Below are 15368 nucleotides of genomic sequence, written 5' to 3'. Positions count from 1 at the left end.
GTGAAAAGCGATGGTTTCCGATCAGCTCAATCGCCTCAAGCGATATCATCGGCATCATGTACGCACTACGGCAGCTCGCAACCCTCGCAGCCGTCGCGGATCACGGCACATTCGGCCGGGCCGCGGTCGCGCTCGGGTACACGCAGTCCAGCGTCAGCCAGCAGATCGCCGTCTTGGAGAAGGAGGCCGGCGGCCCGCTCTTCGATCGGCCGGGCGGGCCCCGTCCGGTCCGGCTGACACCGCTGGGCGCCGTCGTCCTCGAGCACGGGCGGGAGCTGCTCGCCCGGGCGCAGGCGATGACGGACGCCGTCGATCGCTTCCGCGCCGGCGACGGCCGGATCGATATCGGCACCTTCCAGACCGCAACCAACGTCTTACTGCCGCCGCTCATCCGCGAACTGCGCGACGCCCACCCCGGCTGCGACATCCGGCTGTTCGAGGAGGAGACCGACGTCCCGGACCTCGGCGAGATCGACCTGATGTTCTTCGACGGTCCCGGGGACGGCGACGTCGAGCGGCTCAAGGTCCTCGCCGATCCGCATGTCCTGGTCGCCCGGCCGGGTGACTTCGCGCCCGGCCCGGTCGAGCTGAAGGAGCTCGACGGTCACCCGCTCGTCGCCCACCCGGCGATCTGCGATCAGGCCCGGGTGGAGGCGACACTCGATGCGGCCGGGATCGCGCCGCGGTTCGTGTTCCGCACGGTCGGCAACGAGGCGCTGCTCGCGATGGTCCGCGCCGGGCTGGGCGCGGCCGTCATGCCGCGCCTGTCGGTGACCGACGACCAGCAGCTCAGCCTGCATCCGCTCGATCCGCAACTCCCGGATCGGGAGATCTACCTGCTGTGGCAGGCCGGCCGCACGCACTCGCCGCTCGTGGCGCACGCGATCGAGATCGCGCGAAAGCTTGCGGCCGGCCTGACCTGATCAGCTCACCGTGATCGTCTTGGACGGCGTCTGCGTGCCCTGGTGATCGGCGTCCGCCAGCCAGACCACGCGGTAGGTGTGACTACCGCGCGCCGCCGGCTTGATCACGAACGAGTACTTCCCGTTCGCCGTCAGCACGCCCGTCCCGGCAGCGGCCCACGCCGTCCCCGACTTGCGCTGCAGATAGGCCTTCGTCCCGGGGTGCGGCGGCGTCAGGTATCCGTAGAAGTTGCTCGTGGCACCGAGTTTGATCGCCGCCGGGGTCAGGTACGACGAGATCGCCGGCCGGACCTCGACGCGCGTAATCGGCCCACGCGTCCCCAGCAGACCGGCGGCGCCGTTGTATCCCCACTGGTAATCCGTCGAAACCGTCGGCTTCTGCGCGGACGTCGCCACCCCGTTGGCATCCGAGGTCACCGTGGCGATGGCCTTCCAGGCGGTCGCGTTCTTCGCCTTCGAGTACAGCACGATCGGCGCGCCGCTCAGCTTGCCGCCGTCGAGCCGCGTCACCGTCATCGAGACCGGCACCGTCTGACCGTGGTTGATCCAGGCCGCACCCGCCGTGATGGTCGCCTTCGTCCCGACCAGCAGGACGTCCGCGCCAGGGCTGACCTTGCCGGTGCTGTCCTTCACCCAGGCGCGGAACGCGTACGACGCCGAGTTCGCCAAGCGGGTCATCGTGTACGCCGCCGCCGTCCCGCTGTAGACCGCCGTACCCGAGCTGGTCAACGGCGGCGGAGTCGAGCCGACCGCCGTCCGCACGATCACCTCCGTCCCGGCCGGCTTCGTCCAGCGCAGCGTCGCCGCGGACGTCGCGCCCGTCACCGAGAAGCCCGTCGGTGCAGCCGGCGGCGCGGTCAGGTCGACGCGGTTCTTGTCGATCTTGAGCGTCACGCCGCCGTTCGTCTCGGACGTGTCGCCGACGTACTGGTGCACGCGCTGGTGGTTGTTCCACATCGTCGCCGGGATGAACCGGCTGGTCCCGACCGGCGTCGAGCCCCAGTGCGCGAACCACAGGTTGTCCGGCCGCGTGTACGCCGTGTTGGTGTACGCACTCGCGAGATCAGCACCACCCGAGGACGCGGACGAGTACACGCCGCTGACGTACCCACGCGAGTGCAGCTCCTGCGTCCACCCACTCAGATACGACAGGACGGCGGCCTTGCACGCAGCCGTCGACGGATAGTGCTCGATATCGCTGTAGATCGCGCTGCGCTGCGCGAACCCGAGCCCCTGCGCCGCGATCACGGCGTTCGCCGCAGCTGTCTTGCCTTGCGCGAACGCCGTCGCCGGCACACTCGAGAACTGCTTCGTCGGCCCGTAGATCGTCGAGCAGGGCGCCTGCAGCCCCACGTCGATCAGCAGGAACTGCCATCCCTTGGCCGCGTTCGCGGTGACCCACTCGGCCGTCAAATTCGGCTGGTCGCACCCACGATTCGCCCCGCTGATGTAGACCCCGATCGCCTGGTACGCCGGCTGCCACGCATCCATGGTCGGCTGCGGCGGCGCCGTACAGGTGTCGAAGGCCTCGCCATTGAGGTTGCCGCTAGCAACCACCGAAGGCGCAACCGCTGCCGCCCGCGGCGCCGCCGCTGCTTTCGCGCCGACCCCAGTCCGGCCGGTCGCCAGCACCTCGGCCGCCGCCTGCTCCGCCCCCGGCTCGTAGTAGGCCGTCGCCAGCACGCCGGCCTCTGGCACCGCCCGGCGCAACAATCCCGGCGACGACACCTTGCCCGCGCTCAACGGCTCCAGCACCAAGCCGGTGCTCCGGCCGACCAGGCGCGCCGGGCAATCGGCCTGCGCCGAACTCCGGCCCACATAGACCGCCGGCCGATCGAACCGCACACACGCCGTCGGCTCTTGGTCGAGATCGACGACCGGCCAGCCAGCCGGCACCCGAACCTCGAACCCCCGATAGCTCACCGTGCGCGTCTCCGCAGCCGCGGCCGGACCGCTCGCCGCGACTCCGCCAACCAGCCCCAGGGCAAGCGCCAGCCCCCCAGCTCTGAACAGCCTCACAAGTTGTCCCCACTCCTCGACGGCATTACCGCTACCAAACCCCAGCCCCCGGCTCCTGTCGAAGAGCCTTCCGCACTAGCCCTGATCCGCTGCGGCTATCGCGAGCTCGATGACCGGCGCATAGACCTTCCGATGCTCAGGAGTCCACATCGCTGCACCGCCGACCGCTTCGTCGGTCGCCATCCGGTAGATCAGCGCGCGGATCAGCATCTGCCCCCACTCCGGAACCTGACGCCACCGCTCGATCAGCTCCGGCCGCGCGTCGTACCAGCACAACGCGTCGACCACGACGACCGCCGAAGCCCAACCCGTGGGCCGGCAATACACGGCCCAGTCGATGACGGCCGGCGGTAATCCGTCCGCGAACATCACGTTCTCCGCCAGATCCCCGTGGACGACCTGCGGCAGCACCGCAACCGGACGCCGCGCGATCAGCAGCGGCTCCACCAGGCTTCGGTACGCCGGACTCCCGTCGACCACGAGCTCCTCCCACGCCACGCGATCGCCGTACGACCAGGGTTCGTCGCGCAGGTCGAGGAACTCCGGCCGTGGGAGCTTCGCGACCGCCTCGTGGAATGCGGCGCCGGCGACCAGTACGTCGTCCGGTCGGCTCGAATCGGTTCGCCCGGCGAGGTGTTCGCTCGCCTCCCAGCCGTCGACGATCCAGGCGCCGGATCGGCTGCGGATCGGCCGGGCGACGCGGAACTCCAGCGACGTCGGCAGTGTGCTGAGCACCTCGGCTCGCCAGATGGTCTCCGGCGCGAAGTCGACCGGCTTCAGGATGATGTCGCCTGCTCGCCAGGTCTGGCCGCGGCCGCCGGGGAGGAGTCGCGGCGGCGCTTCGACGCCGAAAGCTGTGCGGACGGCGTCCGGCGGAGGAGTCACGCGGCCGATCGTAGGTGCCGGACCAGCTCGTCCGCACGTCAATTGCACCAACCTGCAGCCGGCGGGACCCGGACCCGAGTGGAGCGGTACGTCGCTTCGGGGGCGGGTCGGTCGCGGGCGGCGGGGGTGGTTCGGCCTAGGATTTCGTGGTGACTGATCTCGACCTGTTCGGCGACCTCGACGCGGCGGCCCTCCCGGAACGGCAACAACGGATCCTGGTGGTGATCCGGGACTGGGTACACCGGCACGGGTACTCGCCGAGCAGCCGGCAGATCGGCGACGCGGTCGGCCTGCGCTCGTCGTCGTCCGTCTCCAAACACCTCGCCAGCCTGGAGGACAAGGGCTTCCTGCGGCGCAGCCCCTCGGTCTCCCGGCCGATCGACGTCCGGATGTTCCTGCCGGAGTCCACCGCGCGGGTGGACGACGACGACAACGTGCCCGTCCCGGTCGTCGGCGACATCGCCGCCGGAACGCCGATCTCGGCCATCGAGCACGTCGACGACGTCATGCAACTCCCCCGCGGTCTCACCGGCCGCGGCAATGTCTTCGGCCTCCGCGTCCGCGGCGAGTCGATGATCGACGCCGCCATCTGCGACGGCGACATCGTCGTCGTCCGCCAGCAGCAGGAAGCCCACTCCGGCCAGATCGTCGCCGCCATGATCGACGAGGAAGCGACCGTCAAGGTCTACCGCCGCCGCAACAACCACGTCTACCTCGAGCCCCGCAACCCCGCCTACTCCGTCATCGACGGCGACAACGCCACCATCCTCGGCGTAGTAGTAAGCGTCCTCCGCAGCGTCTGACTACCCGGGCCCACCTGCTCACGCGGCTCGCCGCGCCCACCAAACCCAAGCCCGGCTGAGGATCCCCGCCCCATCCCCTCAACCACAGCCACGCGAGGTCAGCGCAGACCCCGCCCACTCCACCCGACCCCAGTCGGAGCTCACCAGCAGCTCCGACCCCCTCGACCACAGTTGTGCTGTGGTCGAGGGGGTCGGCGTCAGCGGCCTTGGCGAGCTGCTCGGGCTCCGGGCTGCGGAACACTCCCATCCCCCGACCCCGACCGGACACCTCACCAGTACTTCCCCTCGACGACAACCACGCGACGTCGAGCGGACGCCCCGACCCTCTCCACCCGATCCCGGTCGGAGGCCTTCGGCAGTGCTTCCCCCTCGACCACGGTTCTGGCGTGGTCGAGGGGGATGGCGTCAGAGGCGTTGGCGGGCTGCTTGCGCGGCGGCTACCAGGGTGCGGAGGGCGGGATCGACTTCGGTGTAGGTGCGGGTTTTCAGGCCGCAGTCGGGGTTGACCCAGAGGCGGGCGGCGGGGATGGAGTTGAGGGCGGCGTCGAGGAGGGATTGGGTCTCGGCGCGGTCGGGGACGCGGGGTGAGTGGATGTCGTAGACGCCTGGGCCGACGCCGCGGTGGAAGCCGATGTCGGCCAGGTCGGCGAGGACTTCCATCCGGGAGCGCGCCGCTTCGATCGTGGTGACGTCGGCGTCCAGCCCGTCGATCCCGGCGATGACCGCGCCGAACTCGGAGTAGCAGAGGTGGGTGTGAATCTGGACGGCGGACGGCGCGCCCCCGGTCGCGAGCCGGAACGAGCCGACCGACCACTCCAGGTACGCCTTGCGATCGGCCTCGCGCAGCGGGAGCAGCTCCCGCAGCGCCGGCTCGTCGACCTGGACGATCCGGATCCCCGCCGCGACCAGGTCCGCGATCTCGTCGCGGAGCGCGAGCGCGACCTGGTCAGCCGTCACCCCGAGCGGCTGGTCGTCCCGCACGAAGCTCCACGCGAGCATCGTGACCGGCCCGGTCAGCATCCCCTTCACCGGCCGCTCGGTCAGCGACTGCGCGTACGCCGCCCACTCCGTCGTCATCGGCCGCGGCCGCGACACATCGCCGTACAGAATCGGCGGCCGAACACACCGGCTCCCGTACGACTGCACCCAGCCGAGCTCGGTCGCCGCGTACCCGTCCAACTGCTCGGCGAAGTACTGCACCATGTCGTTGCGCTCAGGCTCCCCATGCACCAGGACGTCCAGCCCGATCTCCTCCTGGAGAGCGATTACTCGCTGGATCTCACCGCGCATCCGCTCGTCGTACTCCGCCACCGTGATCGCCCCCGTCCGCAGCTCGGCCCGCGCCTTCCGGACGTCGCCCGTCTGCGGGAACGACCCGATCGTCGTCGTCGCCAACGGCGGCAGCCCCAGCGTTTCCTGAGCCAGAGAGCGCTCCCCGTACGGCGCTCTGGTCCGATCCGCCGCCTGCAGTCCCTCGACCCGTGCCCGCACGGCCGGGTCGACGCCGAACCCGGCCGGCCCGACCACGCCGTCCGCCGGACGCCGGGCCACATCCGCGAGGACGCCGTCGTCCGTGCGCAGCGCCCGCCCGAGCAGCACGACCTCGTCCACCTTCTGCCGCGCGAACGCGAGCCGCTCCCGCACCCGCGGGTCCAACGCGGTCTCGACCTCGACGTCGTACGGCACGTGCAACAGCGAGCTGGACGTCGAGATCACCAGCTCGCCCACCGCCCCGAGCAGCACAGTGGCACGAGAGAGCGCTCCCCCGAGATCTCCCCGCCAGACGTTCCGCCCGTCGATCAACCCGGCGTAGAGCGTCTTGCGCTGGAACGCAGGCAGCCCCGCGATCCGGTCCACCAACGCCGGCGCGGAGACCAGATCGACCCCGATCCCTTCGACATCAGTTGCCGCCAGCAACGGCAACGCGTCCCCCGGGTCGCCGAAGTACGTCGTCACCACCAGCTTCGGCCGATTCGGTAGCGCCGCCAGCCGCCGGTACGTCGACTCCAACAGCGCCAGCTCGTCTGCCGTCCGGTCCTGGACGTACGCCGGTTCGTCGAGTTGCACCCACTCCGCACCGGCCTCGACCAGCTGCCCGAGCAGCTCGGCGTAGGCCTCGACCAACCGGTCGGCAAGCGCGATCGGCTCGAAGTCGGCGCCCGCGCCCGCGGACGGCTTCGACAGCAGCAGGAACGTCAGCGGCCCAATGAAGACCGGCCGCGCCCTGACGCCGAGCGCCTTCGCCTCGGCAAGATCGCCCAGCGGCTTACTGGCGTCCAGCGCGAACGACGTCGTCTCGTCCAGCTCCGGGACCAGGTAGTGATAGTTCGTGTCGAACCATTTCGTCAGCTCCAGCGCGCCGATCTCGTCCCGGCCGCGGGCCATCGCGAAGGCGGTGTCGAGCGCCGACAGCCCCAGCTCGCGGTACCGCGCCGGGACCGCGCCGACCAGCTGAATGTGGTCGAGCATCTGGTCGTAGTAGGCAAAGGTGTTCGCCGGGACGGTGTCCAGGCCACGGTCGGCCAGATCGCTCCAGGTGTCGGCCCGCAGCTGCCGGGCGACCGTCTCCAACTCGTCGGCGCCGATCTTGCCGGCCCAGTACTTCTCGACGGCGTGCTTGAGTTCGCGGCGCGGCCCGATCCGCGGGTAGCCCAGCACAGTGGTCGAAGTGTTCACGTCTCTCTCCTCGCGAGCGTGTCCAGGGACCGTTCGCGGGCAGAGCTCGGCCGCTGTTGCGGGCGAGCCCTCCCACGAGGCTCCGATCCCCCGTCCGCCGGACGGCGCACGGACCGATGGCAGGTCTTCGGACTCACGGGCGAGCCGGCCGGAGCCGGCGCCTACTGGCCGTCGCTTCCCAGATCGGGTGATCCAGTGCTGATGACGGCTGTCGTTCCCGTATACCGCTGCGGGGCAGTCCCGGATTCGCACCGGGTTCCCTCTTGCCTCGCCCCGGCCGGAACCGGGGCGAACCATCGATACCCCCGACCCTACCCTCGCGGGACCGCCGCGGCCGTGGCTTGTCTCACGTCAGGGAGCGCTCTCGCGATCTCTCTCAGTCCTGCAGTGGGACGACGGTGTACCCGCGCGCCCGGATCGCCTCGAACCCGCGTTCCCGCACCTCGGCGGACGGGAACACCGCGACCACCTTCTTCGTCACCAGGTCGAATTCCGGTGGCTCGACCCCGAGCTCACCGAGCACCTTCGTGATCGTCCGCGTGCAATGGCTGCACGTCATATCCGGCACCTCGAACACCTCGGCGTCGACAGTCGGCAGCACCGCCGCATGCTCGACCACCGCCGGTGCGACCCCGACCCGATCAAGCAGGTGGACGAAGGTCTCCACGAACGTGTCGGCGACGACGGCGAGCACGCTGGCTCGACCCCCGTCGTACAGGTGCGGGGTGCGCGCGAGGCACCGCGGCCGCTCGCCGGGCGCGAGCCGGCTGTACTGGACGGCGCTCGGCAGCGGCTCCAACTCAGCATCCTGGGCCCGCGCGAGCTGGGCGTCCTTCATGGCGCGGAGCGCGACCACGGTGTCGACCGAGTACCGCACCCGGCCGGCGAAGGTGAGGAAGGACGCCGGGATCATGCCGCGCCGGTAGGTCGACGCCTGCAACCCCCAATACCAAGTGGTCGCGACAGCGTCGAAGACAGCGCTCTCTGCGATCCCGCGAGCGAAGCCCGCCGCGTCGCCGTACGGTGTCTGCCCGACCAGGAACGCATGCTGGACGACGGTCCGCGCGGCCGCGTCGACCCCGGTCCGGAACACCTCGAGCGCCGTCCGGTCGGTAGTCGTTGCTGCCAGCAACTTGATCGCGCTCTCCGGGAGCGCCGCCGTCCGGGCTCGGAGGTCAGGATCGGCGTCCAGGCGGGCCCAGAGCGCGAGCGTCGCCTCGCGGGCGACGACCGGGACGACGGCGCCGAGCGGGCCGGTGTGCGCGACGTTCACGATCCCGCGGCTGTCGCGCCAGGTGATCCGATGCTCGGCCGACGTGACGAGGTACGGCGGGCACGGCGCCATCGACCGCGTCACGTACTCCAACTGAGCCGCGCTCAGGTGTCCGCCGAGCACCCGCGCGACCGGCTCCTCGCGGTATTCGATCCGGAGTGGCGCGGCGTCGTCCGCGGCATTCTGCAGCAGACCGGGGACGGCGAGCTCGAAGAGGATTCGTGCGACCTCGGACCGATCGTCCGAGAGACGTGGTTCAGCGGTCATCGGCGCCTCCCGGGACTCCAACGGCACCACCGAGTCTAGGAAGCCGCGCGGACCACGGCATGGTTACGCGGCGTGTCCGGCGCGGGTCGAGCGCCGCGCAACGGACTACTGTCGTCGCGTGAGCACAGCAACCGCGGACGGCGAGACCAGCGAGAGTCTGCTCACCGTCGTCGTCGCGCTGACCGCGAACGTCCTGATCGCCGTCGCCAAATCGATCGTCGCCGCGATCACCGGCTCCGCGTCAATGGTCGCCGAGGCCGCGCACTCCTGGGCGGATGCGGGGAACGAAGTCTTCCTGCTGATCGGTGAGCGGCGCGCGGCCAAGCCGGCCGACCGGAGCCATCCGCTCGGCTACGGCCGGGTCGGCTACATCTGGTCGATGTTCGCAGCGTTCGGCCTGTTCACAGTCGGCGCCGCGGTCTCGATCTGGCACGGGATCCAGTCACTGCGCAACGGCGAGGCCGACGAGGCGTCGTACACCTGGGCGTACGCCGTCCTCGGCGTCTCCTTCGTGCTCGAAGGGATCTCGTTCGCGCAAGCGTTGCGGCAGACCCGTTCGGCCGCTTCGCTGCGGCACGTCCGGCCGCTGCACTACGTGAAGACGACCTCCAACCCGATCCTGCGCGCGGTCTTCGTGGAAGACCTGGTCGCGCTGATCGGCATCGTCGTCGCCGCGCTCGGCATCTTCCTGCACCAGGTCACCGGTAACGCCGCCTGGGATGCCATCGGCTCGATCGTCGTCGGGCTCCTGCTCGGCTTCGTCGCGCTCTTCCTGATCAGCCGCAACATGGACTTCCTCACCGGCGAGACGGTCAGCCCCGTCGCCCACGATCGCGCTCTCCGGGCGCTGCTCGAACACCACGAGATCGAGTCCGTGAGCTTCCTGCACATGGAATGGGTCGGCGCCGACCGGATCTTCCTCGTCGCCGCCGTCGACCTCACCGGCGACGCCCCCGAGTCCGACGTCGCTACCCGACTCAACACCATCGAGGACGCGCTCAACGCCCGTCCCGAGATCCAGCGCGCCCTGCTCACCCTGACCCGCCCCGGCGACCCGACCCGCCTGGAGCCCGGCACCTCCTAGGACAGCGCCTGGGCGGATTTCGGCCAGTTCTTCTGCAGGTTGTCGAGGTAGGTCTGGGCTTGGGGGCCGGGGTTCGCGCCACGAGCGAAGGCTCGCATGTTGCCGGAGCCCGCGTTGTAGCCCAGCGCCATCAGCTCATTGCGGGACAGGCTCGTGGCCCGCTTGCTCGGCAGCCGGTTGGCGAGGTCGCGCAGGTGGTACGCGGCCGCCTCGATCGCGAGCTCGGGGTGGTCGGGGAGCTCTTCCCAGCGCCGCTTGGCGAAGGACCGGCCGCGTTTGGTCTCGTTGAAGGCCGCTCGGTGCATGTTGGCGATCCCGAACGCGGCGTCCGGCTTGATCCGCTGCCACGAGCGCTCGAGCTCGGGGTTGTGCGGTTTGTAGTCCTCGTTGTAGAGGATCGCCATCACGAGTACCGGGTCGACGCCCGCGCGCTGCGCGGACTTCCGCACCGGCGCCGCGAAGTCGGCCGGATCGTAGTTGTCGTACCAGTTGCCCACCGACCGAGCCGGCGACGGCGTCTTGGTCGACGGCGGCTCCGGTTTCGGCTTCGCGGCCGGCCCGACCACGGCCTCGGGTTTCACCTCGGGCTGCTCGTGATCGCGCGAGCTCCAGATCCCGACGACCAGCGCACCCGCGACCAGCCACACCCACCGCTTGCCCAACCCGTCCTCCCGTCCGCAGATCACCCACGGTAGCCGCTCCCGCGCCAACCGCCCGGCGACAACACCCCTAGACATCTGACACTCACGATGTAACATCGAAGATGTCGGATCAATACGAGCGGAGGCGAATCCATGGCTCTGACGGACTCCGGAGTAGCGGCCCAGCTGCTGCGATCGGCGGAAGCGCTCTCCTACGACCCCGCGCTCGAGGTCGACTGGGACACCCCGCTCGACACCAGCCTGCACGGCCTGAGCCCCGAGTGGAGCACGCTCTACGGGACGGCGTACTGGTCGGAGCTGACCGAAGATCAGCAGAGAGCGCTCACTCGGCAGGAGTCGGCGTCCGTCGCGAGTACCGGGATCTGGTTCGAGATGATCCTGCAGCAGATGATGCTGCGCGACTTCTACGCCAAGGACCCGACCGACCCCGATTTCCAGTGGGCGCTGACCGAGATCGCCGACGAGTGCCGGCACTCGCTGATGTTCGCCCGCGGCGCGGCCAAACTCGAAGCGCCGGCGTACCGGCCGCGGCGGCACGTGATCGAGCTCGGCCGCGCGTTCGCCGCGCTGGCGTCGGCGGAGACGGCGTACGCCGCGATCCTGGTCGCCGAGGAGGTCACCGACGTGATGCAGCGGGCGTGGATGCGCGACGAGCGCGTCGTGCCGTTCGTCCGGACGATCAACAACATCCATGTCGTCGAAGAGTCCCGGCACATGAAGTTCGCGCGCGAAGAGGTTCGCGACGAGCTGGCGAAGGCGGGCCGCGTCCGGCGGCTGCGGAGCAGCGTGATCGTTGCCGCCGCGGCGTACTTCATCGTGATCAGCATGGTGAATCGCGACGTGTACGCCGCCGCCGGGCTCGACACCGAGCGCGCCGTCCGCGAGGCCCGGGCCAACGAGCACTACAAGTCGATGCTGCGCTCCAGCTGCGGCGGGCTGATGGAGTTCCTGGACTCGGTCGGTCTGCTGACCAAACCGGCCGTCGCGATCTACCGTCGCGCGAACCTGATCTGATGCCGTACGCGATCACGCAGTCCTGCTGCAGCGACGCGAGTTGCGTCGCCGTCTGCCCGGTCAACTGCATCCACCCGACGCCCGAAGAGCGTGCCTTCGGCAACACCGACATGCTGTACGTCGATCCCGACACCTGCATCTCGTGCGGCGCCTGCTCGGACGCCTGCCCGGCCGACGCGATCCACCCGATCGAGTCGCTCACCGGGGCGCTGCAGGACTACGCGGCGATCAACGCGGCGTACTTCGAGGACATCCCGACCGCGGCTGCCGCCGGACCGCTCTTCCACAACTGGGAGCCGCCGGAGCCGACCCGAACGCTGCCGTCCGCCGCCAAACCGTTGCGCGTGGCAATCGTCGGCACCGGACCGGCCGGCATGTACGCCGCCGAAGACCTCCTGCTACACACCAACGCCGAAGTCACCTTGATCGACCGCCTCGCCCAGCCCGGCGGCCTCCTCCGGTACGGCGTCGCCCCGGACCACCTGGCGACCCGCCGCATCACCAACCGCTTCACCCGCTTCCACAACCACCCGCGCGCCCGCAGCCTGCTCGGTGTGGACGTCGGCGCCACCCTCACCAATGACGATGTCCTCGCCCACCACGACGCCGTCATCTACGCCGTCGGCAGCACGGCCGACCGCCGGCTCGGCATCCCCGGCGAAGATCTCCCCGGCAGCCTCGCCGCCCGCGACATCGTCAGCTGGTACAACGCCCACCCGGACGCCGCTCCCGTCGACCTCCCCGACGGACGCGTCGTGATCGCCGGCTCCGGCAACGTCGCCCTCGACGTCGCGCGCATCCTCGCCGCCGACCCTGCCACGTTGACCGACACCGAGATCGCCGAGGGAGCGCTCTCTGCGCTCTTCTCCCACACCGACCGCGAGATCGTCGTTCTCACCCGCCGCGGTCCTGCCGACGCGGCGTACACCCTCCCCGAGCTCCATGAGCTCAAGAACCTCCCCGGCGTCCAGCTAGTCGTCGACCCGCGCGGCGCCGAGGAGATCGCGACCAGCACCCATCCCAAGGCCGTAGCCCTCCGCGATGTCCGGCAAGAGGCCATCAACTGGCAGGCCGACCCCACCTCCGGCCGCCGCATCGTCCTCCGCTTCCATTCCACCCCCACCGACCTCGTCCCGGACGGCCCGCGACTCGGCAGCGTTCGCTTGGCGGACGGCGAACTCGTCAAGGCGAGCCTCTTCATCCGCTCCATCGGCTACCGCGGCACACCGATCCCCGGCCTCCCCTTCGACGACGCCACCGCCGTCGTCCCGAACACCGCCGGTCGCGTCACCGATCGCCCCGGAACCTACGTCGTCGGCTGGATCAAACGCGGTCCCACCGGCGGCATCGGCACCAACCGCACCTGCGCCGCCGAAACCGTCACCGCGTTACTGGAGGACGCCGCCGCCGGTCGCCTCACCACTCCCCGCCGCTCCACCCGCAGATTCCATCGCCTCGCCAAGCGAGCCCGCCGCACCTGAGCCGAACCGCCACCACTCACCAACTATGCAGACGTCCCGAACCCCACGCTCAGCGCCGGGCTCAGCGGCCCCTCGCAGACGAGTTGGTGAGTGGTGCAAGTCCGCTTTGTGATGAGCCACAGGCGGTAGTCGGGAAGTTGGGAGCAGGTACCAAGGCGCGGGAGCGCGGACTTCGGGAGGATGAGACGGTCTCCGCCCCCAAGCTCAGGTAGGTGTTCCCGGTGCGACGTGTCCTTTCAGTTGTGTTGGTTGTCTTGCTAATGGGTGGATTGGGTTTGCGGCCCGCCAGCGCGGTGGCTGAGCGATACTTCGAGCAGCCCGGGCCGCATGGAGTGGTGAAGGCGGCCGGCGGGAGTGCGCACACGCTGTACTACCCGGCGGATCTGCCGACGACGGCCGGAGCGCGGCCGGTGATCTTGTGGGGTAACGGCACCGGCGCGACCGTCGAGCAGTACGACGAGTTCCTGCGCCAGGTGGCGTCGTGGGGGTTCGTGGTCGCCGCGGCGAACACCGGTCAGTCCGGTTCCGGCAAGGAGATCCTTGCCGGTGGCAAGTACTTGCTCGCCGAGAACACCCGCACCGGCAGCATCTTCCGCGGCAAGATCGACCCGAACAACATCGGCGCGGCCGGTCACTCCCAGGGCGGCGGCGGGGCGATCGCGGCCGGCGCCGATCCGATGGTGAAGGTCACGATCCCGGTGCAGCCCGGGCCGCAGGGGTCGGCGCCCGCACTGCGCGGGCCGAGCCTGTTCATCGCCGGCCAACTCGACTACATCGTCCCGTCGCCCTACGTCCGCGGCCGCTACGCCTGGGCCCAGGATCACCCCGCCGTGTTCGCCGAGCTCAAGGGCTCCGACCACTTCTTCCCCGGCGAGACCCGAACCCGGCTGATCGGGGTCGGCACCGCGTGGTTCCGCTACTGGCTCGCGGGCGATCAGCGCGCCAAGTCGGTCTTCTTCGGCCCGAAGCAGTCGGCCGAGCTGTTCAACGACGCCGGCTGGTCGGCCGCCGATCGCAACCGGAAGGCAGACACCGTCTGATCCCACCTGCGACCCACTCGCATAAACTGCCGCGGTGGGAATCACTTTGGGTCTTGAGACCTCCTGTGACGAGACCGGGGTCGGGATCGTCGCGGACGGCGTCCTGCTCGGCCAGGCACTCGCCTCCAGTATGGACGAGCACATCCGGTACGGCGGTGTCGTCCCGGAGGTCGCGGCGCGGGCGCACCTGGAGTCGGTGACCAGTTGCCTGCGGCAAGCGCTGGCGGACGCCGGCGTCGCGCTCGAACAGGTCGACGCGATCGCGGTCACCTCCGGCCCGGGCCTGGCCAGTTCACTGCACGTCGGCGTCTCGGCCGCCAAGGCCTGGGCCCTCGCACTGAACAAACCGCTGTACGCCGTCCATCACGTCGCGGGCCATGTCGCGGCCGACACGCTCCAGCACGGCCCGCTCCCCGACCGCTCGATCGCCTTGATCGTCTCCGGCGGCCATTCGTCGCTGCTGATGCTCGGCGATCTCGCGACCGATCCGATCGTCCACCTCGGCGACACCCTGGACGACGCCGCCGGCGAGGCCTTCGACAAGGTCGCCCGGCTGCTCGAGCTCCCCTACCCCGGCGGTCCGTCGATCCAGCGCGCGGCCGAATCCGGCGATCCGGCCGCGATCGACCTGCCGCGGCCGCTGCTGACCAACTTCAGTGAGCGGCAGCGATACGCGTTCTCGTTCTCCGGGCTCAAGTCGGCCGTCGCCAGGTACGTGCAGCTGGCCCGCCGCACCGGCGAGCCGATCCGCACCGCGGACGTCGCCGCATCGTTCCAGGAGGCCGTGGTCGACGTCCTGATCAGCAAGGCCGTCGCCGCCTGCCGGGACCACGCCGTCGACACGCTCCTGATCGTCGGCGGGGTCGCCGCCAACGCCCGGCTCCGGGCCGTCGCCGCGGAACGCTGCCTGGCGGCCGGCATCACGCTGCGTGTTCCGGCCCCGAGACTTTGTACCGACAACGGCGCGATGATCGCCGCGATCGGCGACCTCGTCGTCCGGTCCGGGGCGAAGCCGTCCGGGCTCGATTTCGGGGCCGACTCGTCGGCTCCGCTCGACCGCAGCCTGCTGGTCTGAAGACGGGCGGACGACATTCGGCCCGGGCGGGTGACCTGACCGTCGACCGAGCGTAGTATTCTCGGCGTATCGAACATCGGCATCGCCATGTGGGCCGATCGTCACCGATGGCAGCCGAACCGGGCTGATCGGTGGCCGGCTCAATCGCCGTCAGTTCCGCCGGAAT

Annotated in this window: 12 protein-coding genes and 1 riboswitch; of the genes, 7 read left to right on the top strand and 5 right to left on the bottom strand. The window is 70.1% G+C overall.

All coding sequences use genetic code 11. The features are described from left to right. Nucleotides 1-56: 56 nt before the first annotated feature. A complete protein-coding gene (locus HPO96_RS10895; protein ID WP_171673232.1) occupies nt 57-923 on the top strand; it encodes a LysR family transcriptional regulator in 867 nt (288 codons plus the stop codon). On the opposite strand, the gene HPO96_RS10890 is transcribed toward HPO96_RS10895, so the two are convergent. Both HPO96_RS10890 and HPO96_RS10885 read right to left on the bottom strand, forming a co-directional pair. Further along, nucleotides 924-2942, bottom strand: a complete 2019-nt coding sequence (locus tag HPO96_RS10890) for a DUF1906 domain-containing protein (RefSeq protein ID WP_337796583.1) — start codon at nt 2940-2942, stop codon at nt 924-926. 75 nt (nt 2943-3017) lie between these two features. After that, entirely contained in the window at nt 3018-3827 is an 810-nt protein-coding gene (locus tag HPO96_RS10885; RefSeq protein ID WP_171673231.1) for a TIGR02569 family protein, read from the bottom strand. A 149-nt stretch (nt 3828-3976) separates the two neighbouring features. Here HPO96_RS10885 and lexA point away from each other — a divergent pair, with 149 nt between their 5' ends. Further along, nucleotides 3977-4630 (top strand): transcriptional repressor LexA, encoded by a 654-nt coding sequence (gene lexA, locus HPO96_RS10880; RefSeq protein ID WP_337796582.1) that lies wholly within the window; start codon nt 3977-3979, stop codon nt 4628-4630. 405 nt (nt 4631-5035) lie between these two features. On the opposite strand, the gene metE is transcribed toward lexA, so the two are convergent. Continuing rightward, nucleotides 5036-7306 carry a 5-methyltetrahydropteroyltriglutamate--homocysteine S-methyltransferase gene (gene metE, locus HPO96_RS10875; RefSeq protein ID WP_171673229.1) on the bottom strand — a complete coding sequence of 757 codons (2271 nt, stop codon included), beginning with the start codon at nt 7304-7306 and terminating at the stop codon, nt 5036-5038. A gap of 101 nt (nt 7307-7407) precedes the next feature. Then, a riboswitch (cobalamin riboswitch) is annotated at nt 7408-7619 on the bottom strand. 63 nt (nt 7620-7682) lie between these two features. Beyond that, nucleotides 7683-8846: a heavy-metal-associated domain-containing protein gene (locus HPO96_RS10870; RefSeq protein WP_171673228.1), complete on the bottom strand. Its 1164-nt coding sequence runs from the start codon at nt 8844-8846 to the stop codon at nt 7683-7685. A gap of 118 nt (nt 8847-8964) precedes the next feature. Between HPO96_RS10870 and HPO96_RS10865 the strand changes: the two genes are divergently transcribed. Further along, nucleotides 8965-9930 (top strand): cation diffusion facilitator family transporter, encoded by a 966-nt coding sequence (locus HPO96_RS10865; RefSeq protein ID WP_171673227.1) that lies wholly within the window; start codon nt 8965-8967, stop codon nt 9928-9930. Here the strand turns inward: HPO96_RS10865 and HPO96_RS10860 are convergent. After that, complete coding sequence (locus HPO96_RS10860) at nt 9927-10667, bottom strand: transglycosylase SLT domain-containing protein (protein WP_171673226.1); 741 nt, start codon at nt 10665-10667, stop codon at nt 9927-9929. The genes HPO96_RS10865 and HPO96_RS10860 overlap by 4 nt on opposite strands. Nucleotides 10668-10724: 57 nt before the next feature. Here HPO96_RS10860 and HPO96_RS10855 point away from each other — a divergent pair, with 57 nt between their 5' ends. The 4 genes from HPO96_RS10855 (at nt 10725) to tsaD (ending at nt 15202) form a co-directional block, all read left to right on the top strand. Continuing rightward, nucleotides 10725-11606 carry an AurF N-oxygenase family protein gene (locus HPO96_RS10855; RefSeq protein WP_171673225.1) on the top strand — a complete coding sequence of 294 codons (882 nt, stop codon included), beginning with the start codon at nt 10725-10727 and terminating at the stop codon, nt 11604-11606. Then, the gene (locus HPO96_RS10850; RefSeq protein WP_171673224.1) at nt 11606-13087 is read left to right on the top strand and encodes an FAD-dependent oxidoreductase; all 1482 of its coding nucleotides are present in this window, start codon (nt 11606-11608) and stop codon (nt 13085-13087) included. Before HPO96_RS10855 ends, HPO96_RS10850 begins: the two co-directional genes overlap by 1 nt. 275 nt (nt 13088-13362) lie before the next feature. Beyond that, nucleotides 13363-14127, top strand: a complete 765-nt coding sequence (locus HPO96_RS10845; RefSeq protein ID WP_202885788.1) for a poly(ethylene terephthalate) hydrolase family protein — start codon at nt 13363-13365, stop codon at nt 14125-14127. A 34-nt stretch (nt 14128-14161) separates the two neighbouring features. Next, entirely contained in the window at nt 14162-15202 is a 1041-nt protein-coding gene (gene tsaD, locus HPO96_RS10840; RefSeq protein ID WP_171673222.1) for a tRNA (adenosine(37)-N6)-threonylcarbamoyltransferase complex transferase subunit TsaD, read from the top strand. The last annotated feature ends 166 nt before the right edge of the window (nt 15203-15368 follow it).

Source organism: Kribbella sandramycini (genome assembly GCF_013131805.1).
Classification (GTDB): Bacteria; Actinomycetota; Actinomycetes; order Propionibacteriales; family Kribbellaceae; genus Kribbella; species Kribbella sandramycini.
The sequence above is the reverse complement of the archived record's forward strand: the minus strand, read 5'-3'. Positions and strand labels throughout refer to the sequence as shown.